A 19,757-nucleotide genomic window follows, 5' to 3' on the forward strand; every position below is an offset into this window, starting at 1 on the left:
TAAGTCCGTCCTGTCAGGCCCCGGCAGCGGCTGACCGAACCGCCTGGCCGAGGGGCGTCGTCGGCCGGCCAATCAGCCGGCGAAGGTCCCCGCTGCTGACCAGCAGGTCACCCCGGGCAATGCCGAGGTCCGAATCCGCCAGGATCTCCGCGAAAGCGCCCGGCACGCCCACTCCGGTGAGCAGCCCGGCGTACTCCCTGGCCGGCAGGTCGTTGTAGCTGATGTCCCGGCCGGTGGCGGCACTGATTTCAGCCGCGAGGTCCGCCATGCTGAACGCGTCGTCACCGCCCAGTTCGTAGACTTTGCCGGCCTGTCCATCCGCAACGAGGACGGCGGCCGCAGCGTGGGCGTAGTCGGACCGCGCGGCCCCGCTGACCCTGCCCTCCCCGGCGCTGCCCGCCAGTGCGCCCTGGGCCAGGGTGCCCGGCAGCTGCTCTGTGTAATTCTCCAGGTACCAGCCGTTGCGCAGCAGGACAAAAGGAACACCGGACTCCCGCAGCAGCGCCTCGGTGGCCTTGTGCTCATCCGCCAGCTTCATACCGGTGGTATCGGCATTGGCAATGCTGGTGTAGGCCAGCAGCTCCACGCCCTCGGCTTTGGCAGCTTCGATCACGGTGCGGTGCTGCTCCACCCGCTTGCCCACTTCGCTGCCGGAGATCAGCAGCACCCGCCGGGCGCCTTTGAGCGCTGCGGCCACGGAGACGGCGTCGGCATAGTCCATCTGCTTCACCTGCACCCCTTGGGCGGCGAGGTCTGCCAGCTTTTCAACCGACCGGCCGGCAGCCACGATCTCCGCCGCGGGGACGCCCCGCTCCAGGAGGGCTTCCAGGACATGGCGGCCCAACTGGCCGGTGGCGCCCGTAACAACAATGCTCACGATGATTCCTTTCGGGTTTTTGCTCTGTCACGGGCATAACCCAGGACGGGTCACCATGCTTCCCGAAAGTTAGTACGCACTTTGAGGTAAGGTACTGACCTTTAGGTAAGCTTGACGGTATGGAAGCCCCTGCACATGCCGCTCCCCTCCCCCAGGCCTTTGCCGACGGCGTGTTCCCGTCCGGGTGCCCCAGCCGGACGCTGCTTGACCACATCACCAGCAAATGGGGTGTCCTGATCCTGCTTTCACTCTCCGAAGGGGAACAGCGGTGGAGCGACCTGCGGCGGCGGGCCGAGGGCATCAGCGAGAAGATGCTGGCACAAACGCTGAAGACCCTGGAGCGGGACGGCCTGGTGAGCAGGAAGGCCCAGGCTGTGATTCCGCCGCGCGTGGACTACAGCCTGACGGACCGGGGGTATGAATTGAGCACATTGCTGGTGCCGCTGGTCGCCTGGGCCTTCGAGAACGCGGAGGAGATCATCAACGGCAAGTAGCGCCTGCACCAAAGACAGGTACCTGTTACTGGTGTGGCTGGTGTGAATAGCGCATAGCGTGTGCGTACGGTGGCGGCCGGAATGGGAGGACGATCCTCCGCTGGGAGCATTCCGCCAACCAGCACCGTTAGCAGGCGGCAGGACGCCGCTTGGAGGAGTTGGTCTTATGGCCAAGGGCTACGCACAGGATCTTTCCGGCATGGGCCGGCCCATCAGCCTCGGCGCTTTCCTGGCCAAGGCATGGGGCGGGGTGGCAGGGGCTTTGGGGCCCCGCTGCCCTTACCGCGTGGGTGACACCGTCATAGGCGACGACCCCTTCAGCGGCAGGCGCGAAGGGGTCGTCGTATGGCAGGACCGGCGGTCGGTGGGCGTGAAGACCGCGTACGGCATCTTCTTCTTCGACCACCGCCTGGTCAGGCCCCTGGATTAGCGCCAGGCGTGGCCGGCGTCAGCGCGCGGACCAGCCGCCGTCCATCGTGTAGCTGGCACCGGTGACCATGCCGGCGTCCGGTGAAGCGAGCCAGGCGACCAGGGACGCCACCTCCTCCGGTTCCACCAGGCGCTTGATGGCCGCTTCGGTCAGCATCACCTTGGCCAGGACCTCGGATTCTGGAATTCCGTGCACCTTTGCCTGGTCGGCCAACTGGCTTTCCACCAGGGGCGTCCGCACGTAGCCGGGGTTGATGCAGTTGGACGTGACACCATGTTCCCCGCCTTCGAGCGCGGTCACCTTGCTCAGCCCTTCCAAACCGTGCTTCGCGGAAACATACGCGCTCTTGAACGGCGAGGCGCGGAGGCCGTGCACGGAGGAGACGTTGATGATGCGGCCGAACTTGTTGGCGTACATGTGGGGCAGTGCGGCACGGATGAGCAGGAACGGCGCCTCCAGCATCAGGGTGATGAGCCTGCGGAAATCGGCGGGGTCGAAATCCTGGATCGGGCTGATGCGCTGGATCCCGGCGTTGTTGACCAGGATGTCGCAGTCCAGGCCCAGGCCGGCCAGCGCCTCAGTGTCCAGCAGGTCCACGCCCCAGGCTGTGCCGTGCACCTCCCCGGCGAGCTTCTCCGCGGCAGAGGCGTCGACGTCGGCCACCACCACTTTCGCGCCCTGGGCGGCAAGTGCGCGCACGCACGCGGCTCCAATGCCGCTGGCGCCGCCGGTGACCAGTGCCTTGCGTCCATTCAACGTGTTGTCCATTGCGGTTCTCCTTCTGCGCTTATGGGGTCCAGGGGTTCCATCACTGCCTGGTCAGCGCTGCCCGGCCAGCAGCCCTTCGCGGGCCGCATCCTCCCGGTCCACGTCTTCCAGGGCCACGCCCTTGGTTTCCCGCAGGCTCAGGACGGCGACGGCGGTGATGGCACACGCGACCACCAGGTAGATGGCGGTGGGCACCCACGACCCCGTGTCCTTCAGCCATTGGGTGGCCAGCAGCGGTGCCAGTGAACCGGCAAAGATGGAGGTCACCTGCGAGCCGAGGGACGCTCCGGAGTACCGCATGCGGGTGGGGAACATCTCGGCCATGATGGCGGGCTGCCCGGCGTACATGAGGCCGTGCAGGCACAGCCCGATGGTCACGGCCAGGACGATGACCACGGCGTTCCGGGTATCGAACATCGGGAAGGCGAAGAACGGCCAAGTGGCACCGAGGATGGCGCCGGCCAGATACACGGGCTTGCGGCCAATCCGGTCAGCCAGGCGGCCGTACTGCGGAATGATGGCGAAGTGGATGACGTGGGCGATCAGCAGCGCCAGCAGGAGTGACGAGGTGTCGTACTTATGCACGCTCTTGAGGTACACAATCGCGAAGCTGACCACCAGGTAGTACATGATGTTTTCCGCGAACCGCAGCCCCATGGCCTGGAAGATGCCCTTGGGGTACTTGCGCAGGACCTCGAAGACGCCGTAGCTGACGGCCTGTTCCTTCTCCACCAGTTCCTTGGCTTCGAGGAAGATGGGCGACTCGCTGACGTTGGTGCGGATGTAGTAGCCCACGAAGACGATCACGGCGGAAAGCCAGAACGCCACGCGCCAGCCCCAGCCGAGGAACGCCTCGCTGCTGAGGGTGGTGGACATGATGTACAGCACCAGGTGGCCAGGAGGTTGCCCACCGGAACGGCGGCCTGGGGCCAGCTGGACCAGAAGGCGCGGGTCTTGTTGGGGCTGTGTTCGGCCACGAGGAGCACGGCGCCGCCCCATTCGCCGCCCAGCGCGAAGCCCTGGATGAAGCGCAGGGCCACCAGCAGGGCGGGGGCCAGGTAGCCGATGTCGGCGAAGCCGGGCAGGCAGCCCATCAGGAACGTGGAGATGCCGATGATCACGATGGTGAGCTGCAGGGTGGGCTTGCGGCCCAGTTTGTCGCCGATCTGGCCGAACACGATGCCGCCCAGCGGGCGGGCGATGAAGCCCACGGCGTAGGTGAGGAAGGCCTGGATGATCCCGTCCAGCTCGTTGCCGGTGGAAGGGAAAAAGTATTTGCCGAAGACCAGGGTGGCGGCGGTGGCGTACAGGAAGAACTCGTACCACTCCACCACCGTTCCCACCATGGACGCGGCAACAATCCTCTTCAGTCCTGATCCTTCGGGTGCATGCCCGGCGTTGTTGGCCGGGCGCTGCTCTACGCTCATGGTTTCTCCTAGTGTCCACATTGACACGTGCTGTGATCCCCAGCACAAGTGACTCAGATGAGTATTACTGCACAAATCCTGCACTTCAATGCCCAAAGGGGCACCAAGTGTGTGCACAATTGCAGACATGAATGCGAACCCCGATGACCTCCTGGTCCTCCTGGCGGTGTCACGCTCGGCGAAGTTCACGACGGCGGCCCAGGCGCTGGGCATGAACCACACCACGGTCTCGCGCCGGATCGCCGCGCTGGAAAAGGCGCTGGGCGGCAGGGTCCTGTCCCGGGCAGCGGGCGGCTGGGAACTGACCGAGCTGGGTGCACGGGCCGTGCGGGCGGCCGAACAGGTCGAGGCCGTCATGGGCACCCTGGGCCCGGCCGGCCAGGCACCGGACCCCGTCGCGGGCGTGGTCCGGATGACCGCGACGGACGGGTTCAGCGCCTACATTGCCGCCCCGGCGGTGGCGCGGCTGCGGCGGGACCATCCCGGCCTCAGTGTCGAAGTGGTGACCATGACCCGGCGGGCGCTGCAGCAGCGGTCCGGGCTGGACATCGAGGTGGTGGTGGGCGAGCCGCAGGTGCACCGGGCGGAGGCCATCCGGCTCGGCGAATACCGGCTGGGAATGTACGCCTCCCGCGCCTACCTCGCGGAGCACGGGACACCGGCCACCGTGGCCGAACTGAACGCCCACCCGCTGGTCTACTTCGTGGATTCGATGCTGCAGGTCGATGACCTGGACGCACCGCGCCGGCTGGTTCCGGCGATGCGGGACGGGCTGACCTCCACCAATGTGTTCGTCCATGTGGAGGCCACCCGGGCAGGCGCAGGCGTCGGGTTCCTGCCGTGCTTCATGGCGGACCTCCACGACGACCTGGTCCGGCTGCTGCCCGACGAAATTGGTGAACTGCTTCCCTACTGGATGGTCCTGCGCCCGGACTCGCTGCGCCGCCCGGCCGTTGCCGCCGTCGTGCAGGCCCTGCGGGACCGGATGGCCGAACACCGCGGCGCACTCCTGGGCAAGGGTTAGCCCATCGATTGCTGAGTAAATGCCGTTTTGACCGCTGAAAACGACGATTACTCAGCAATCGATGGGGGTGAATCGTGGCGGACCGGGGTGCCGGCCGCGAACGCCCGGACCTGCGCATCATCCCAGAGGTGTGCCGGGACGGCGCCGCCGAGGAGCCTGCGGCGCAGCTGGGGGTCGTCGGCAAAGGGCACGTCGCTGCCGGCCATCACCATGTTCCCGTACCGGCGGCCCTTGAGCATGGCGGGATCGGCGATGATGACCGTGTGCTTGAAGCTTGCCGCGATGGTGGCCGCGTCTTCCCGGGCATTCTTCAGGTCCGGGGCATCACCGGAGTTCGCCACATAGAGGCCTCCCGGGGCCAGGACCCGTTTGACGTGCTGGTTGAATTCCGCCGTGGTGAGCGGCCGCGGGGTCAGGGCGCCGGCGAAGACGTCGCGGATGATGAAGTCCCGGGTCTGGGCGGTAAGGGTCTCCGTGACGGCCCGGGCCTCGCCCACCCGGATGCGCAGCAGCGGCGCCTTGGGCAGGTCGAACCAGCCGCGGACGTATTCGGCGAGCTTCCCGTCCAGTTCCACCACCACCTGGCGGGCATCCGGGTAGGCGGCGGCGAGGTACCGGGCCATTGAGCAGGCCCCGCCACCCAAATGCAGTCCGCGCAGCTTGTGTTCCTGCGGCCCGCGCAGCTTGGCGGAGGACTGGTCCCGCGGCGGCCAGCGGGACTCGATGAGTGCCGCCATCCAGCGCATGTACTCGAAGTCCAGGAACAGTGGATCGGCAAGGTCGATGTGCGAGCTCATCACGCCGTTGATTTTCAGGAGCCAGCCGGTGGAGTTGTCCTGGTCCGCGATCAGCTCGCAGTCGCCGGTGTCGATGTAGTAGACGCCCTCCACCGGGCCGTCGACAGCTGCCCCCTTGGGGACCTCCACCACGCCTGCGACCGCCCGCATGCTGTTCCTGGCCCCCGACCGTCCGCGTTTTGCCATTACCCGTGCCACGCCTCAGTCATGCTTCAACCTTAGTTGGTTGGGACTGCCCCTTTCAGTTGGTTGGCACTGCCCCTTCGCCGTCCCGGATGCGCTTGACCACGGCAGTGGTGGACCGTTCAGCCACGTAGTCAAGGATGGCCACGCGGCCGCCGTACTCCTCCACGGCGGGGGTCTCCTCCAGCATCTCCGGGGTGTAGTCCCCGCCTTTGGCATATACCTCAGGGCGGAGCCGCCGGATCAGTGGCGTTGCCGTGGGGGTGTCAAACACGGTGACGTAATCCACGCAGCTCAGGGCGGCCACCACCGCCGCCCGGTCTGCCATGGAATTGATGGGCCTGCCGGCGCCCTTGAGCCGGCGCACCGAGTCATCGCTGTTCAGCGCCACCACCAGGATGTCCCCAAGCTGCTTGGCCTGGTTGAGGTACCGGGTGTGGCCGCTGTGCAGGACGTCGAAGCATCCGTTTGTCAGCACGATCCGCTGCCCTTGGGCGCGGTGCATTTCCATCTGCCGCTCCAGTTCCTCTTCAGTGAGGGCAGTGTCCGCGAAGGCCTCCAGGTACCGGCTGAGCTGGGCTGTACTGCAGACGGACGTGCCCGGCTGGTGCACCACCACATCCGCTGCCGATTGGGCCAGGTCCAGGCTGGCGGTCAGCGGCAGCCCGGCAGCGCGGGCCAGCGTCAGGGCCGCGACGAACGTGTCACCTGCCCCGGACGCCTGTTTCTCGGCAGCCGGCCGTGCCCACGTCCGGTGCCGCACGCCGTCGGGCGTCAACAGCACGGTGCCGTCACGGTCCAGGGTAACCACTACGGCGCGCGCTCCGGTGGCCGCCAGCAACGCCGCCGACTCCGCCCCAACGGCGTCCACCCGTTCCTGGCCGTCGGGCAGTTTGTGGTCCAGCAGCCGCGCGGTTTCCTGGGCGTTCGGGGTCACCAGGTCAGGCTGCAGGGCGGCCCAGGGCCGCGGATCGTGCGCGTCAACCACCACCAGCGGGCGCTCCCCGGCGTCACGGCGGCTGCCGAGGGCGTCGGCGAGCGCCGTCCGGACGGGCTCCGCGAGCACGCCGGTGCCGTAGTCGCAGACCAGGACGGCGTCCCGGCCGGCGACGGCGGCACGCACCGAGGCGGCGAGCGCATCGAGGGCGTCGGCCGGGACGGTCTTGGCGGCGTCATCGAGGCGCAGCATCACCTGGCCGCCGCTGCTGATCCGGATCTTGGTGGTGGTGACCATGTCCGGGTGGGTCTGCAGGTCCCGGACGTCGATGGCCGCGGCGGCAAGCTGGGTGCGCAGGTCCCCGCCGGCGTCGTCGGAGCCGATGATTCCGGCCACCGACACTTTCGCGCCCAGGGCGGCGAGGTTCATCGCAGTGTTGGCCGCGCCGCCGGGGACCGATTCACGGGACTGGATATCCACCACCGGGGCCGGGGCTTCCCGGCAGAGCCGTTCAATGCTGCCGCTCCACCAGCCATCCAGCATCACATCCCCGATCACCAGGATGGACAGCTGTTCCGCTGCCAGCCGGCCCGGCAGCCAGTCGGACAATGCCCGCTGGGTGGAGAGGTCGATCGGTTCCCGGGAGGCGCTCATGGCAGGTCCTGCCCACCGCTGCCGTCCACTGGTCCGGCGGCGGAGCCCGCGCGCGCCGGCGGTGCGCTGATGTGCACCACCTTGACCTGCGTGAACTCGTCCAGCAGCTCGGGACCATAACCGAAACCTGCACCGCTTTCGCCGCGCGGCTGGGCTGCGCCTCCGGGGGCGCCGCCGAAGACCGCGTTGACCTTGACGGTTCCCACCGGCAGCGCCGCCACGGCCTGCTGGATGTGGGCGATGTTGCTGCTCAGGACGGTAGCGGCAAGCCCGTACCTGCCGCTGCAGGCAAGGCGCAGGCCGTCGTCGAACGAGTCCACTACCTGCACCGGGGCCACGGGCCCGAACGTTTCCTCCGTCATGACCTGCATCCCGTCGGTGCAGTCGAGCAGGACGGTGGCGGGGTAGAACGAGCCCGGCCCGTCCGGCAGGGCGCCGCCTTCCACCGCCCGCGCCCCCTGCTTCAGGGCTTCTGCCACCTGCGCGTGCACGGCGTCGCGCATCCGCAGGTCCACCAGCGGCGCAACCGTGCCCTTGCTGTTCCGAAGGGCGGCCTCGGCTTCGAGGGCCTTGCAGAATTCGGCGGCGATGTCGCGATGGACGTAGATGCGCTCCACGGCCGTGCAGATCTGGCCGCTGTTGCTGAAGGCACCTACGGCGGCTTGTTCGGCAGCCCATCCCGGATCCACGTCGCGGTCCACCAGGAGGGGGTCATTGCCGCCGTTTTCCCTGATCACATGGGCGCCGGTCAGGGCCCCGGCGCCGGCAATCCGGGCCCCGGAGGCGCTGGACCCCACGTGGGCGATCACATCGACCTCCGCCTGAGACAACGCGGCCCCCACCGCGGCGCCGCCGGAGACGGTCAGGAAGACGCCGGGTGGAAAGGCAGGTGCCAGGACCTCGCCCAGCGCCTCCCCCAGCCGGGGGCAGCGCTCGCTCGGTTTATGGATAACGGTGTTGCCGGTGACCAGGGCCGCGCCGATCAAGCCGCAGGCCACGGCAACGGGGTCGTTCCACGGGGTCAGCAGGACCGCCACGCCGCGCGGCTCAGCCAGCGTGTAGTCGGTGGCGAGCCGGTTGCCGCGGAGGCTATGGCCGCGGTGGACGGGCCCCAGCTCTGCGTACTGCTCGAGGGTGGAAACGGCGGCACCGATTCCTGCCAGTGCCTCGTCCTCCGGGCGGCCGGTTTCGCTGGCGTTCAGCCCGGCGAGTTCCCGGGCGGCCGCGTCGAGGGCCTTGGCGGCAGCCCGGAGTGCGGCGCCGCGCTCCGCGGGAGCCGTTGCTGCCCAGGCGGGTGCCGCCCTGCGGGCTACGCGGACGGCATCCTGCACGGCGTCCGGTTCCGCTTCGGGCACGGTCCAGAGCACTTCACCGGTCCGCGGGTCCTGGATGGTGATGCCGGAACCGTCGGTTGTCCCGGTGCCTGCGGCTGTTTCGGTGACTGTGGTGGGCATGGTGTTCCTCCCGCCTTTCAGGGCTGGTGTGTCAGTGCTGGTGGTCCTGCTGCGGCCACCAGGAGTGGCCGGCGCTTCCGGTTTAGGGCCAGGAGCCCTCTTCCTCGTGGCAGATCAGCATTTCGCGGACCTCGCAGCCGGTGGGCTGGTTCAGGGCGAACAGAATGGCCTGCGCCGTGTTGGCGGGGTCGTTGAGCCTGGAATCGTCCTGCGGCTTGTACTGCTCGGTACGGTCGTCGAAGAAGCGGGTCTTCATGCCGCCGGGGATCATGGTGGTCACGCCGATTTCGCCGCCCGTTTCCGCGGCCAGCGCGTGGCTGAATCCCACCACGCCGAACTTGGAGGCGCAGTAGGCGGTGGCGTCGGCAACGGCGCGCTTGCCCAGGGTGGACGCGACGGTCACCACGCGGCCGTGGGTTTCCTTGAGGTAGGGCAGGGCTGCGCGCACTACGGACACGGTGCCCATGAGGTTGACCCCGATGACCTTTTCCCACTCCGTGGCTTCGACGTCGGCCAGTTTGCCGCAGCGGTCGATGCCGGCCGCGGTGACCACGGCATCGAGGCCGCCCAGGGTGTCAGCAGCCTCGCGGACCGCATGCTCCACGGCTGCGCGGTCCGCGACGTCCACCTCAAAGGCTTTCACGCCGGAGACGCTGCTGATGTCGCGGTCCAGCACCACCGGGGTGCCGCCGGAGCGGAGGACGGCCTCGACGACGGCGGCGCCCAGTCCGGAGGCGCCTCCCGTCACCAGGACGCGGCCGGGCGTGGTGGAGGCAGGTGCAGTTGATTCTGCGGTCATTGGTGTTCCTTTCAGTGGGGAGAACAAGTCAGGGTCACAGGCGGGGTCAGCTCACCTTGGCGAGCGCATCCGCGAGGCCGGTGGTGGAACGGGCGGGGTGGAACGGGACGGTGAGGCAGCGGCCGCCCCAGCTTTCCACGAGGTCTGCTTCGGGCAGGCGGGCGCCCTTGTAGTCCCCGCCCTTGACCCAGATGTCGGGCCGCAGGCGATCCAGGGCGGCTTCGGGCGTGTCCTCGTCAAAGACCATGACCGCGTCCACGCATTCCATAGCCAGGAGCAGTTCGGCCCTGTCGTGCTGGCCGATGATGGGCCGCTCGGGTCCTTTCAGGCGCCGCACGGAGTCGTCGGAGTTGAGGCAGACGATCAGGCAGTCGCCCAGTTCCCTGGCGGCGGCGAGGGACCGGATGTGACCGGCATGGATCAGGTCGAAGCAGCCGCCGGTGGCCACCACTTTTCCGCCGCTTTCGCGGATCGCGCGGGCCAGCAGCAGCGGTTCGGTAGTGGTGCGGGGCCGCAAGGCCGGTCCAGGCTTGCGGCCTTCGGCGGCGTCAGCACTGCCGGCATCGGGCAGGGCCGAGACTCCCCCGGCGGCGAGGAAATCTGCGGCGTCGTGTACCGCGAGGGCGGCAGCGTCCGGCAGGTCGCGTCCTGCGAGCAAGTGCACCGCCAGGCTGGCTGCCAGGCGGTCGCCGGCTCCGCAGGGGTCCCCCGCCTCCACCCGCGGGGCCGGGACGGACGTGGCGGATGCGCCGCCCTGCTGCAGCAGGACAGCTCCCTCTTCGCCCCTGGTGACCATGACGGCCTGGCTGCGCCACCGCTCCAGCAGGATGCCGGCAATGGCAGCGGGGTCTGCGGAGGGTAAATTTCCGGCGGACTGGACAGCCTTCGTGGCCTCGGAAATATTCGGTGTCACCACGGCAACCCCGGGCACGGGTTCCGGGCCGGAAGGGTGCGGGTCCCAGATGACGGGCACCTGGCGGGCGAGCCGCGCCAGCAGGTCCCGCAGGTGCGGGTTGGCTGCCAGGCCCCGGCCGTAATCGGCAACGATGACCACCCCGGCCTGCTCGACGGCGCGGAGCATCGCCGGACTCACCTCGGGGACGGGCGTCTTTTCGCAGCCCTGGTCGAAACGGACCACGGGGTGGGAGCCTGCGCGGACCCGGGTCTTCACCGGCGAGGGGTGGCCGCTGCTGCCCGCCACAAGACGCACTCCGGCGAGCTGCCTGCGCAACTGGCTGCCGGCGTCGTCATCCCCGATGACTGTTACCAGCGTGACCGGCCAGCCGTCCTGCGCCAGCATCCGCGCCACCAGGCCCGCTCCGCCGGCGCGGCGGCGCACGCCGGACACGTCGACCACGGGGACGGGGGCGTCCGGGCTGAGCCGGGTGGCTTCACCGAAGAGGTCGACGTCGAGCATCACGTCGCCCACCACAACGATCCTCATGGCCGGCCGCCGTTCGCGAGCCCCGGGACAAGGGACGGGGTGTGCCGGGCGACCTCAAGGTCGAAGGCGCGGCACACCGCGTGCAGGGCGATCAGGTGCCCCTCCTGGGCGTTGGCGTTCAGGGCGTCGATCATGACGGCCTCGTCGCAGGCGTCGGAGAGCGGGTTGGGACCCGTGCCGGTGAGCGCCCAGGTGGTGACGTTGAGCCGGGCGGCCGCTTCCGCGGCGCGCAGCAGGTTGGGGCTTTTGCCGCTGGTGGACAGCAGCATGAGCACGTCACCGGAGCGGCCGTGGGCCCGCACCTGCCGGGCGAAGACGTCGTCGTAGCCGTAGTCGTTGGCAATGGCTGTCACGGCGGACGATTCTGCGTGCAGCGAGATGGCGGAGAACGGGACCCGCTCGGAATCGAACCGGCCCACCAGCTCAGCCGTCAGGTGCTGGGCTTCGGCGGCCGACCCGCCGTTGCCGGCAGCAAGGAGCCGCTGGCCGCGCAGCAGGCGCTGGGCCAGCTCCACGCCCCAGGCGGCGAGCCGGCCGGACTGGCTGCGCAGGCTGTCCAGGGCCGGCAGCACGTTGTCCAGGTGGGTCCGGACGGCATCGGCACTGGCCTTATCAACGAAGGTGGCGCCCGGGAGCACGGCCGGCAGTGCCGGCGGAGTGGTCAGGGTGCGCAGGTCTGCTTCGCGCAGGGACCATTCGGCAGTCACAGTGCTGCTCCTTCCATGGGTACAACACCCGCCGGGACGCCGGCGATGGCGAGCTGGTAGGCCTTCTCGGTTTCCGCGGCCACCCGGTCCCAGGAGTAGCGGGTGCGGGCACGGCGCTCGCCGGCCTGGCCAAGTTTCTTCCTCAGGGTGGGGTTTTCGAGCAGCAGAGACAGCGCGGACGCGATGGCCTCCGGGTCCCGGGGCGGCACGTGCAGGCCGGTGGCGTGGTCCACCACCGTGTCCCGCAGCCCGCCAACGGCGGCTGCGACCACCGGCACTCCGCAGGCCGTGGCCTCCAGCGGCACGATGCCGAAGGGCTCGTACCATGGGGCGCACACCACTACGTCGGCGCTGCGGAAGATGCCGGGCATTTCGGCCCGCGACACCTGCCCCTGCAGCGTGACGTGGCTGTCCACGCCAAGTTCCGCGGCAAGGCCCAGGAGGCGGCGGATTTCCGGGTCGGCATGCATTTCGGCCGAGTCGGCGCCGCCGCCCACGATCAGGAGTTCGACGTCGTCGATCCCTGCCGCCTTGAGGTAGGGAAGAGCGCGGATCACCAGGTCCACGCCCTTGCGCGGAACCAGGCGGCCCACGGAGAGGATGCGGTAGCGGCGCCTCCGTGGCGCCACCGGCCCGTCGGGCGAGAAGAAGCCCAGGTCCACGCCGCAGGGCGCGATGGAGATCTTGCCGGTGGCGATGCCCATGGCCTTGAGTTCGAAGACCTCGTCGGAGCAGGTGGCGATGATCCGGTCGGCTGCCCGCCCTACGCCCGGTTCCAGCCAGCGGCGCGCTTCCGGGCTGGTGTCCTCCGCGCCCTGGTGCCTGCGCTTGACGGTCCCCAGCGCGTGGAAGGTCTGGAGCATGGGCACCCGGTAGCCGGTGTCGGTGCGCCGGGCGGCGTCCAGGGCAGCGAGGCCGGACATCCAGAAGTGGCCGTGCACCACGTCCGGGGGCTGCTGTCCCCAGTCCCTGGCCACGCCGTCGGCGAGTTCCCCCATATAGGGCAGCAGTTCGTCCTTTGGCACATGCCGGGCGGGGCCGGCGTCCACATGGACCACCTCGAAGCGGCGTCCCACCCTGACCCGTTCGGGAAGCTCCGTTGCGTCCCTGCGGGTGTAGACGGTGACGTGGTGGCCGCGCTTGGCGAGGGCCTCGGAGAGCGCCGCGACATGCACGTTCTGCCCGCCGGCATCCACCCCGCCCAAGGCTGCCAGCGGACTGGCGTGCTCAGAAATCATGGCGATTTTCATGGAGTCTTCCTCTCCCGCGCCGGAACGAGGATCCGCTCGTCCGGCCGTTCGTTGACGGAGTGCCGGGGCCTGGTGCGCAGATCTGCCAGCAACTCATCCCAGCGGTCCTGGAACCTGCCCAGGCCATAACGCTCCAGCGCCGCCTCGCGGGCGGCGAGCCCGCGCCGTCGGGCCTCATCCGGATTGGCGATCAGCCGCTCCGCGCAGCGGAGCAGTTCGTCGACATCGGCGGAGACGATGCCGGCCTCCTGGGGCACCGCCCTGGGGGCCTCCGTGGTGGCAAGCACCACCACCGGCATGCCCAGGTGCATGGCTTCAAGGAGGGACAGCCCCAGCGAGGTCCAGCGCATGGGGTGTACATAGACCCGGCAGCGTGCCAGCTCCCGGTGCATGTCCCGGGTTTTCAGGTCGCCCCGGGACGTCAGCCGTGCGGCGTCGATGCCGGTGGCTGCCGCCAACCCGTCCGTCTTCATGCCGAACACGTGCAGGGGCGCCACCGAGGCGAAGGCCGGCAACAGGTCTGTTCCCGTGACGCGGCCCCTGCGGACCGGCTCATTGACCACCACGCCCAGTTCGGGAAGTTCACCGGTGTAGAGCCGCCCCGGGTCCGGGATTCCATGCTCGATCACGGTGGTGGGCGCGGACCCGTTGTCCCAGGCCAGCCGGTTGAAGTGGGTGACATGGACAACGGGGATGCTGGCTTGCTCCGCGAGCGGGTGGCTGGTGTTCGGGAAGTTGCCCTTGGGCGTGTTGTGCTCGACGAAGACTGCCGGCAGGTCGACGCCGGGCATCCGGCCGAGGGTGCGGACCACTTCGTCGATTTCTTCCGGCCGTTGGAGGACGACGGCGTCCACGGCGTCGGCGTCGAGCGTCGCCAGGTCCACCTCCCGCACTGATTCCGGCCAGTCCCTGCCGGCGCGGCCCAGCCCCCAGGCCCCGCCTTCGGGCAGGACGGGAAGCAGGTACTCGTGGCGGCCGCGCACAAAGGCGTCCGTCCAGGAACCGTGGACATGCCAGAGCAGGATTCTCATCTGTTGCGGGCCTTTCTACGGGTGCTGACGTGGGTGCTGAAGGAGCTCACTCCGCTGATAAGGCGTTCCACCGCCGCCACCACTTCCTCCGGCGAAACCGAATCCAGGCAGGGGTGGCCGGGGACCGGGCACACCCGGGCGCGGGACATGCGGCAGGGTGCGTTCTGGTCGCCGAGCAGTTCCAGGGACACCCCGTAGGGTGCCCAGCGGATGGCGGGAACAACGGGGGAAAACAGGCACGCCACGGGCGTTCCCACCGCGGCGGCGAGGTGGGCGGGCCCGGTGTTGCCGCTGACGACGGCATCGGCGCCTGCCATGACGCCGGCCATGGTGGGGAGGTCGGTGCGTCCGCCAAGGTCCAGGGCCGAGGGACCGGCCACGGTGGCGGTCAGCGACTTTTCGCCCGGTCCGCCGGTCACCACCACCCGGTGTCCGGCACCTTGGAGGAGTTCGACGGCGGCGGCGTGGTGCAGTGGGGGCCAGGCCCGGGCAGGGACAGCGGCTCCAGGATGGACCACAATGTACGGTTCCCCACCCACCAGGTCCGTCACGTCGGGAACGGAGCCGACGCGCAGCTTTCCGTCGTCACCTGCAGGCAGCCGGAAACCTGCGGCCTCGGCGATACCCAGGGCCCGTTCCGCCTCCGGTTGGTCTTCGGGAAAGTCCTCGCCCGGCTTGAGGCGCACATCCAGCAGCGAGCCGGCGTAGTCCGTTGAGGCACCCGTGATCCGTTCCACGCCGGCAAGCCGCAGCAGCAGGGCCAGCGGCAGCGGTGACTGGTGGAAGGACGTGAGGATGACGGCCTCGGTAATGCGCGAATTGCGGACGTAATCGATCAGCCTGTCAGCGTGCGGCCCGGTCATCTTCGGCGCAGGATTCATGATCCAGGGGCTGTCCCAGGTGTATACCTCGGCAACGCCCGGGAGCATGGCGGCCGCAGCTTCGCCCTGGCGTCCGCAGAGCATCACCACGTGGCTGGAGCTGCCGCCGTACTGGTGACGGCCATTCGCCACGGCGCGCACTGCAGGGCCTGCCAGCAGGACATCGCCCATGCTGTCCAGCCGGGCTACAAGGACGCGGCCCATCAAGGCGTCTCCTGCAGCAGGCCTACAGCGGACGCCAGATCCGGGGCGACCAGCCGCGCCGCGGCCACCTCCTCGGCACGTGTCACCGGTGTGGGCACCAGCACGCCGGTGGAACCGGCAGCTTCCGCCGCCCCCATGTCGGCACCGATGTCCCCGATCAGGGCAGCCTCCGATTCGTGGATCCCCAGCTTCCGGCAGGCGCTGTGGACCATTCCGGGAGCCGGTTTGCGGCAGGAACAGCCGTCCTGCTCCGCATGGGGACACACTTCCCACACGTCGAATGGTCCCAGCAGTTCCTCCACCCGGGCATTGACTGCCGCCACATCCTCCGCGGTGATGAGGCCACGGGCCACACCGGACTGGTTGCTGATGACTCCGGTGGCAATGCCGTCCGCGCGCAGGCTGTCCAGCACTTTCTTCGCGCCGGCCATGGGCCGTACTTTGCCCGGGTCGCCGTTGTAAGGCACATCGACCACAAGGGTCCCGTCCCGGTCGAACAGGACAGCGCGGAGCTTGGAGGTTTCAGAGCTTCCCATAACGAACCTGTTCCCTCCTGCTGTTGCTCCCAAACACGGTCATCGTCAATTTCGGCTGCCGGGGCAGCTTCCGCCGGCCCGCTGAACAGGCAAGACAGGAGTTTCGCCGGCACAGGCACTCCTCCCGGACTTACCTGCGGCCTGCCGGCGCAGGCGTCGCCGGCGCTGGTGCGCCTGTGCTGGTACGCCTGCGGCCGCCGTCGTCGAATCCCGGCCTGGCGCCGGAAGCCGCGTTCTGGTTGGCGAAAGAGCGGTGTGCTACCTGGTCCGTGTGCCGCTGATGCGGCGCCCGGCACCGCTGCCGGCAGTGCCGGCATGCCCGCCGCCGCGGACCTGCCGGAAGGGTTCGCCATGGCTGGAAACTGCATCGCCCGGCGTCATGCGGGACCGTGTCCCGTTGCCGGTTTCGGTGCTGCAGGGCTGGTTTCCCGGCTCCAGCCGCCGCTGCAGCTCCACCAGCACCTTGGCCAGGCGCCGGGATACCTGCATCTGGGACATGCCCAGCCGCTTCCCCAGCTGGACCTGCGTTTCCTCGCAGAAGTAGCGGCGGTACAGAAGCTCCCGGTCCGACTCACTGAGGTCCTGCATCGCCTCCCGCAGGCAGGCGAGCTCTTCAAGCCGCTCCAGCGGCGTGTCCGGGCAGGCAAGCACGTCACCGATCGAGGGTGCGTCCGAGTTGGGGTTCGCGGCGTCAAGGGAATCCGGGTGCATGCTGCTGGACGCCGAAATGGCCTCCTGAACCTCTGCCGGGTCAGTTCCCAGCTCACCAGCGAGTTCGGCAACGCTGGGATTGCGGCCCAGTGACTGGGTCAGTTCCGGCTCCGCCCGGAACAGCCGTGTCCTCAAGTCCTGGATATGCCGCGGTGGACGGACAACCCACGTCCGGTCGCGGAGGTATCTCTTGAGCTCGCCGGTGATGGTGGGCGCCGCATAGGCGGGAAAACTTTCGCCTTTGGCCTGGTCGAAGCCCCGTGCGGCCTTCACCAGGCCCAGATAGGCCACCTGGTTTAGGTCCGCCCGTTCCCGGCCGCGGGCCTCAAACCGTGCGGCAAGGGCTTCCGCCAAGTCAAGATACCTCAGGACCAGGTCGTTTTCGAAGGTCTCGCGCAGCCGTCCCGAGGGGGCTGGCGGGTTTTGTTGTTGCGCCGTTCCCGGCTCCGTAGGGTGGGCAGGGGCGGCGTGCACGGCAAGGGCGGCAAAGGATTCGGGCATGGATTTTGGTTTCCCTCGGTCTGGTTCCGAAAGCCTGCGGCAAGACTTAGAAGTAGGAAATCATAAGCTTGCTTATAAAACAACACTCCTCCGCTGTACGCTCGGAATGTAGGGGACACCCAATCCAATCTGCCAAGGAGTCCTTGCCATGCGCATCGCCATCACCGGGGCCAGTGGAAATGCCGGAACTGCACTGCTGCGCAACCTGCAGCGCCAGGAAGCCCGGAAACCCGGCACCCTGCAGCTTGTGGGAATCAGCCGCAGGCTGCCCGACACCACCCGGCAGCCCTACAGCGGCGTCGATTGGCACACCCTGGACGTGGGCCTGGAGCAGGACAGGCCACTGCTGGCGAAGTCGCTTTCCGGCGTCGATGCCGTAGTCCACCTGGCGTGGCAAATCCAGCCGAACCGCAACCTGGACCTCCTGCACCGTACGAATGTCACCGGCACCCGCAACGTCCTGGAGGCCGCAGCCGCAGCGGGCGTCAAGCAGGTGGTGTGCGCGTCCAGCGTGGGCGCCTACGCCAAGGCAGGCAAGGACCAGCGACGTGACGAGTCGTGGCCCGCCACGGGGATGGCAGGCTCGCATTACAGCCGCCACAAGGCGGAGCAGGAGCGGTTGCTGGATGACTTCGCCGCAGCGGAACCGGGCATAGCCGTTGCCAGGCTGCGGCCCGGGCTGATCTTCCAGGGAAATGCGGGCAGTGAAATCGGCCGGTACTTCCTGGGCCGCGTCCTGGCGCGGTTCGTTCCGCGGAAGCCCTGGCTTCCGCTGCTGCCGGTTCCGGACAACCTGGTATTCCAGGCGGTCCACGCAGACGACGTGGCGGAGGCCTACTGGCGGGTAGTGGACCAACGGGCCAGCGGCGCATTCAACATCGCGGCCGAACCGGTCCTCGATCCGCAGGAACTTGCCCGGATCCTGGGGGCCAAGCGGATCCTTCCCATCCCCATGCGGCTGCTGCACGCCGTCGTTGACCTCACCTGGCGGGCGCGGATCCAGCCCACTGATTCAGGCTGGGTGGAGATGGCGGCCGGGGCGCCCATCATGGACACGGGCCGCGCCCGGCGGATCCTCGGCTGGGAGCCGCAGGTGTCCTCGATTGCCGCCGTCCAGGAGGTCCTCGCGGGCATGGGAACGGGGGAAGGCGTAAACCCTTCCCCCGTCCTCAAGCCACGCAGCGGGCCGGCCGGCAGCGACTGACGAAGCAGCCTGGACAGGCAGGCGTGCCGCCACCCCGCGGACTCCGGACCGGCTTCCGCCGAAACGGTTTCCGCAGGGTTTGACTTTGGCCGCGGGGTTCTGGAGGCCTGTTCCTGGATGCCCCTGTTCCTAGATACCCGTGTTCCTAGATACCCGTGCGGGGGCTTCCGTCCTCCCGCGCATCCTGTGCGGCGGAAGCGTCCGCCGCGCGTGCTTCGCGCCGCCGGCCGGGTTCAGCCTCCGGAGCACCCGGGCGTTCGTCCCCGGCGGGAATGCCCTGATGCAGGCCGTTGCCCTGACCGGCCCCGACACCCTCGACGTCCCTATCGCCCTGCCTTGCTGCATCGCCGCGCCGAACTTCCTCGTTCCGCAGAGTTGCATCATTCGATCCAACTGCATCGCTGCTGTAGGCGTCGCGGTCACGACCCGCAACGTCCGGACCGTGCCCGTCCCGGCTAACCGCCCGATCCCGGGCAAGGCCGCCGCCCACTCCGGCGTCGCGTTCCGTCCGGCCAGCCATCCCGCCGTCATGCTCCACGCGGCGGTCCCGCTCGTCCCGGCCAGCCATCCCGCCGTCATGCCCGTCCCGGCCAGCCATCCCGCCGTCATGCTCCACGCGGCGGTCCCGCCGGCTGTCGTCGGTTCCGACATCGGGATCGAGCTCGTCAGCCTTCCGGGTACGGCTGGCAACGTCTCCGCGCAGTGACTGGGCTTCCTGGCTGCGCTTCTCGGCTTCCTGCCGCAGCCTCGCGGCATCCACCTGAGCCTGCTCGGCATCAGCCCGGGCCCGGATGGCTTTCGCCTCCCGTTCGCGGGCGTCGATTTCCATGTTCTGGGCCTCGCGCCGGATTTCGGCAGCCTTTTCCCGGTGCTCCTGGTCCCGCTTTTCCTGCATCGCCTTCCGGCGCCGTCCGCCGGCCAACAGCAGCACCACAATCAGCACCACCACGACGACGGCAACCAATACCCATACCCATGGAGCTGTGTCCACGTTTCCCACCACTTTCCACTTCGTTGTGACCGGGCAGGCCCTCGCCATTCCGGCTGACATTTTTTGGAACCGTTATAACTCGTTTAGCAAGGGTACTTACCTTTTATTGGTAATCATGCTTACTATTTTACGGCCAGTATTGCTGGTTCTTGATCAACAACCGGCCTTCTTGGAAAGAGAGCGAAGATGACAGAGAACCAATGGCCCGAGGACCCCGCTTACACGGCACCTCCGGCCAATACAGGAATTCCAGGTGAGCGGGAACCCGCCACCTTCCCATCAGCCGCTACTCCCCTCACCGGCGAGAGCCAGTCCGGCTACACCCAAACGACCGGTGTCCAGACTGCAGACACGTCGGGCACGTCCCGCAAGGATGCCGCCAAGGAAGAGGCAGCCGATGTGGCCCGTACGGCCGCAGGATCCGCGCAGAACGTTGCGGAGACTGCCAAGAGC

General features: G+C 68.5%; 18 protein-coding genes and 2 pseudogenes. 5 read left to right on the forward strand and 15 right to left on the reverse strand.

Features of this window, described 5'->3' with window-relative positions; genetic code table 11:
* Positions 1–13 precede the first annotated feature (13 nt).
* A complete protein-coding gene (locus RM50_RS07285; protein ID WP_043451306.1) occupies positions 14–877 on the reverse strand; it encodes an SDR family oxidoreductase in 864 nt (287 codons plus the stop codon).
* 119 nt (positions 878–996) lie between these two features.
* Between RM50_RS07285 and RM50_RS07290 the strand changes: the two genes are divergently transcribed.
* Both RM50_RS07290 and RM50_RS07295 read left to right on the forward strand, forming a co-directional pair.
* The gene (locus tag RM50_RS07290) at positions 997–1,371 is read left to right on the forward strand and encodes a winged helix-turn-helix transcriptional regulator (RefSeq protein ID WP_043451307.1); all 375 of its coding nucleotides are present in this window, start codon (positions 997–999) and stop codon (positions 1,369–1,371) included.
* A 166-nt stretch (positions 1,372–1,537) separates the two neighbouring features.
* Complete coding sequence (locus tag RM50_RS07295) at positions 1,538–1,801, forward strand: hypothetical protein (protein ID WP_043451308.1); 264 nt, start codon at positions 1,538–1,540, stop codon at positions 1,799–1,801.
* An 18-nt stretch (positions 1,802–1,819) separates the two neighbouring features.
* Here the strand turns inward: RM50_RS07295 and RM50_RS07300 are convergent, their stop codons facing one another.
* Both RM50_RS07300 and RM50_RS07305 read right to left on the reverse strand, forming a co-directional pair.
* Complete coding sequence (locus tag RM50_RS07300) at positions 1,820–2,569, reverse strand: 3-hydroxybutyrate dehydrogenase (RefSeq protein ID WP_043451309.1); 750 nt, start codon at positions 2,567–2,569, stop codon at positions 1,820–1,822.
* A gap of 51 nt (positions 2,570–2,620) precedes the next feature.
* Positions 2,621–3,996: pseudogene (locus RM50_RS07305) on the reverse strand (MFS transporter).
* Positions 3,997–4,123: 127 nt separating this feature from the next.
* Between RM50_RS07305 and RM50_RS07310 the strand changes: the two are divergent.
* Entirely contained in the window at positions 4,124–5,020 is an 897-nt protein-coding gene (locus RM50_RS07310; RefSeq protein ID WP_043451310.1) for a LysR family transcriptional regulator, read from the forward strand.
* Positions 5,021–5,067: 47 nt separating this feature from the next.
* On the opposite strand, the gene RM50_RS07315 is transcribed toward RM50_RS07310, so the two are convergent.
* The 11 genes from RM50_RS07315 to RM50_RS07365 all read right to left on the reverse strand — a co-directional run bounded on the left by RM50_RS07315 (position 5,068) and on the right by RM50_RS07365 (position 17,109).
* The gene (locus RM50_RS07315; RefSeq protein ID WP_043451311.1) at positions 5,068–6,003 is read right to left on the reverse strand and encodes a spermidine synthase; all 936 of its coding nucleotides are present in this window, start codon (positions 6,001–6,003) and stop codon (positions 5,068–5,070) included.
* A gap of 55 nt (positions 6,004–6,058) precedes the next feature.
* Entirely contained in the window at positions 6,059–7,591 is a 1,533-nt protein-coding gene (gene rfaE2 / locus RM50_RS07320) for a D-glycero-beta-D-manno-heptose 1-phosphate adenylyltransferase (RefSeq protein WP_043451314.1), read from the reverse strand.
* Positions 7,588–9,045 carry an aldehyde dehydrogenase family protein gene (locus tag RM50_RS07325; protein ID WP_043451316.1) on the reverse strand — a complete coding sequence of 486 codons (1,458 nt, stop codon included), beginning with the start codon at positions 9,043–9,045 and terminating at the stop codon, positions 7,588–7,590. The genes rfaE2 and RM50_RS07325 overlap by 4 nt, the downstream gene beginning before the upstream one ends.
* A gap of 82 nt (positions 9,046–9,127) precedes the next feature.
* Complete coding sequence (locus RM50_RS07330; RefSeq protein WP_043451317.1) at positions 9,128–9,844, reverse strand: SDR family oxidoreductase; 717 nt, start codon at positions 9,842–9,844, stop codon at positions 9,128–9,130.
* Positions 9,845–9,890: 46 nt separating this feature from the next.
* Positions 9,891–11,288, reverse strand: a complete 1,398-nt coding sequence (locus tag RM50_RS07335) for a PfkB family carbohydrate kinase (protein ID WP_043451319.1) — start codon at positions 11,286–11,288, stop codon at positions 9,891–9,893.
* Positions 11,285–11,995, reverse strand: a complete 711-nt coding sequence (locus tag RM50_RS07340) for a D-sedoheptulose-7-phosphate isomerase (RefSeq protein ID WP_043451320.1) — start codon at positions 11,993–11,995, stop codon at positions 11,285–11,287. The genes RM50_RS07335 and RM50_RS07340 overlap by 4 nt, the downstream gene beginning before the upstream one ends.
* Positions 11,992–13,245, reverse strand: coding sequence for a glycosyltransferase (locus RM50_RS07345; RefSeq protein ID WP_043451322.1), 1,254 nt, complete (start codon positions 13,243–13,245; stop codon positions 11,992–11,994). Before RM50_RS07345 ends, RM50_RS07340 begins: the two co-directional genes overlap by 4 nt.
* Positions 13,242–14,276 carry a glycosyltransferase gene (locus RM50_RS07350; RefSeq protein WP_043451324.1) on the reverse strand — a complete coding sequence of 345 codons (1,035 nt, stop codon included), beginning with the start codon at positions 14,274–14,276 and terminating at the stop codon, positions 13,242–13,244. Before RM50_RS07350 ends, RM50_RS07345 begins: the two co-directional genes overlap by 4 nt.
* Complete coding sequence (locus RM50_RS07355) at positions 14,273–15,361, reverse strand: glycosyltransferase family 9 protein (RefSeq protein WP_043451325.1); 1,089 nt, start codon at positions 15,359–15,361, stop codon at positions 14,273–14,275. Before RM50_RS07355 ends, RM50_RS07350 begins: the two co-directional genes overlap by 4 nt.
* Entirely contained in the window at positions 15,361–15,897 is a 537-nt protein-coding gene (locus RM50_RS07360) for a D-glycero-alpha-D-manno-heptose-1,7-bisphosphate 7-phosphatase (RefSeq protein WP_043451326.1), read from the reverse strand. The genes RM50_RS07355 and RM50_RS07360 overlap by 1 nt, the downstream gene beginning before the upstream one ends.
* 258 nt (positions 15,898–16,155) lie before the next feature.
* On the reverse strand, positions 16,156–17,109 hold the full coding sequence (locus RM50_RS07365; protein ID WP_052260026.1) for a sigma-70 family RNA polymerase sigma factor: 954 nt from the start codon (positions 17,107–17,109) through the stop codon (positions 16,156–16,158).
* A 148-nt stretch (positions 17,110–17,257) separates the two neighbouring features.
* Here RM50_RS07365 and RM50_RS07370 point away from each other — a divergent pair, with 148 nt between their 5' ends.
* Positions 17,258–18,313, forward strand: coding sequence for an NAD-dependent epimerase/dehydratase family protein (locus tag RM50_RS07370; RefSeq protein ID WP_043451328.1), 1,056 nt, complete (start codon positions 17,258–17,260; stop codon positions 18,311–18,313).
* 145 nt (positions 18,314–18,458) lie between these two features.
* Here the strand turns inward: RM50_RS07370 and RM50_RS20195 are convergent, their stop codons facing one another.
* Positions 18,459–19,304, reverse strand: a complete 846-nt coding sequence (locus RM50_RS20195) for a hypothetical protein (protein ID WP_156133852.1) — start codon at positions 19,302–19,304, stop codon at positions 18,459–18,461.
* 186 nt (positions 19,305–19,490) lie between these two features.
* Between RM50_RS20195 and RM50_RS07380 the strand changes: the two are divergent.
* Positions 19,491–19,757 (forward strand): annotated as a pseudogene (locus RM50_RS07380) (hypothetical protein); the annotation flags it as partial.

It is taken from the genome of Pseudarthrobacter phenanthrenivorans (assembly GCF_000813845.1).
In the GTDB taxonomy this organism is placed as follows: domain Bacteria; phylum Actinomycetota; class Actinomycetes; order Actinomycetales; family Micrococcaceae; genus Arthrobacter; species Arthrobacter phenanthrenivorans_B.

What these genes read in the sequence shown, in the direction of transcription:
- RM50_RS07365 (WP_052260026.1), bottom strand. Translation starts at nt 17,109, where the DNA reads ATGCCCGAATCCTTTGCCGCCCTTGCCGTGCACGCCGCCCCTGCCCAC.
- RM50_RS07310 (WP_043451310.1), top strand. Translation starts at nt 4,124, where the DNA reads ATGAATGCGAACCCCGATGACCTCCTGGTCCTCCTGGCGGTGTCACGC.
- rfaE2 (WP_043451314.1), bottom strand. Translation starts at nt 7,591, where the DNA reads ATGAGCGCCTCCCGGGAACCGATCGACCTCTCCACCCAGCGGGCATTG.
- RM50_RS07325 (WP_043451316.1), bottom strand. Translation starts at nt 9,045, where the DNA reads ATGCCCACCACAGTCACCGAAACAGCCGCAGGCACCGGGACAACCGAC.
- RM50_RS07295 (WP_043451308.1), top strand. Translation starts at nt 1,538, where the DNA reads ATGGCCAAGGGCTACGCACAGGATCTTTCCGGCATGGGCCGGCCCATC.
- RM50_RS07360 (WP_043451326.1), bottom strand. Translation starts at nt 15,897, where the DNA reads ATGGGAAGCTCTGAAACCTCCAAGCTCCGCGCTGTCCTGTTCGACCGG.
- RM50_RS07290 (WP_043451307.1), top strand. Translation starts at nt 997, where the DNA reads ATGGAAGCCCCTGCACATGCCGCTCCCCTCCCCCAGGCCTTTGCCGAC.
- RM50_RS07330 (WP_043451317.1), bottom strand. Translation starts at nt 9,844, where the DNA reads ATGACCGCAGAATCAACTGCACCTGCCTCCACCACGCCCGGCCGCGTC.
- RM50_RS07335 (WP_043451319.1), bottom strand. Translation starts at nt 11,288, where the DNA reads ATGAGGATCGTTGTGGTGGGCGACGTGATGCTCGACGTCGACCTCTTC.
- RM50_RS07370 (WP_043451328.1), top strand. Translation starts at nt 17,258, where the DNA reads ATGCGCATCGCCATCACCGGGGCCAGTGGAAATGCCGGAACTGCACTG.
- RM50_RS07355 (WP_043451325.1), bottom strand. Translation starts at nt 15,361, where the DNA reads ATGGGCCGCGTCCTTGTAGCCCGGCTGGACAGCATGGGCGATGTCCTG.
- RM50_RS07315 (WP_043451311.1), bottom strand. Translation starts at nt 6,003, where the DNA reads ATGGCAAAACGCGGACGGTCGGGGGCCAGGAACAGCATGCGGGCGGTC.
- RM50_RS07345 (WP_043451322.1), bottom strand. Translation starts at nt 13,245, where the DNA reads ATGAAAATCGCCATGATTTCTGAGCACGCCAGTCCGCTGGCAGCCTTG.
- RM50_RS07350 (WP_043451324.1), bottom strand. Translation starts at nt 14,276, where the DNA reads ATGAGAATCCTGCTCTGGCATGTCCACGGTTCCTGGACGGACGCCTTT.
- RM50_RS07300 (WP_043451309.1), bottom strand. Translation starts at nt 2,569, where the DNA reads ATGGACAACACGTTGAATGGACGCAAGGCACTGGTCACCGGCGGCGCC.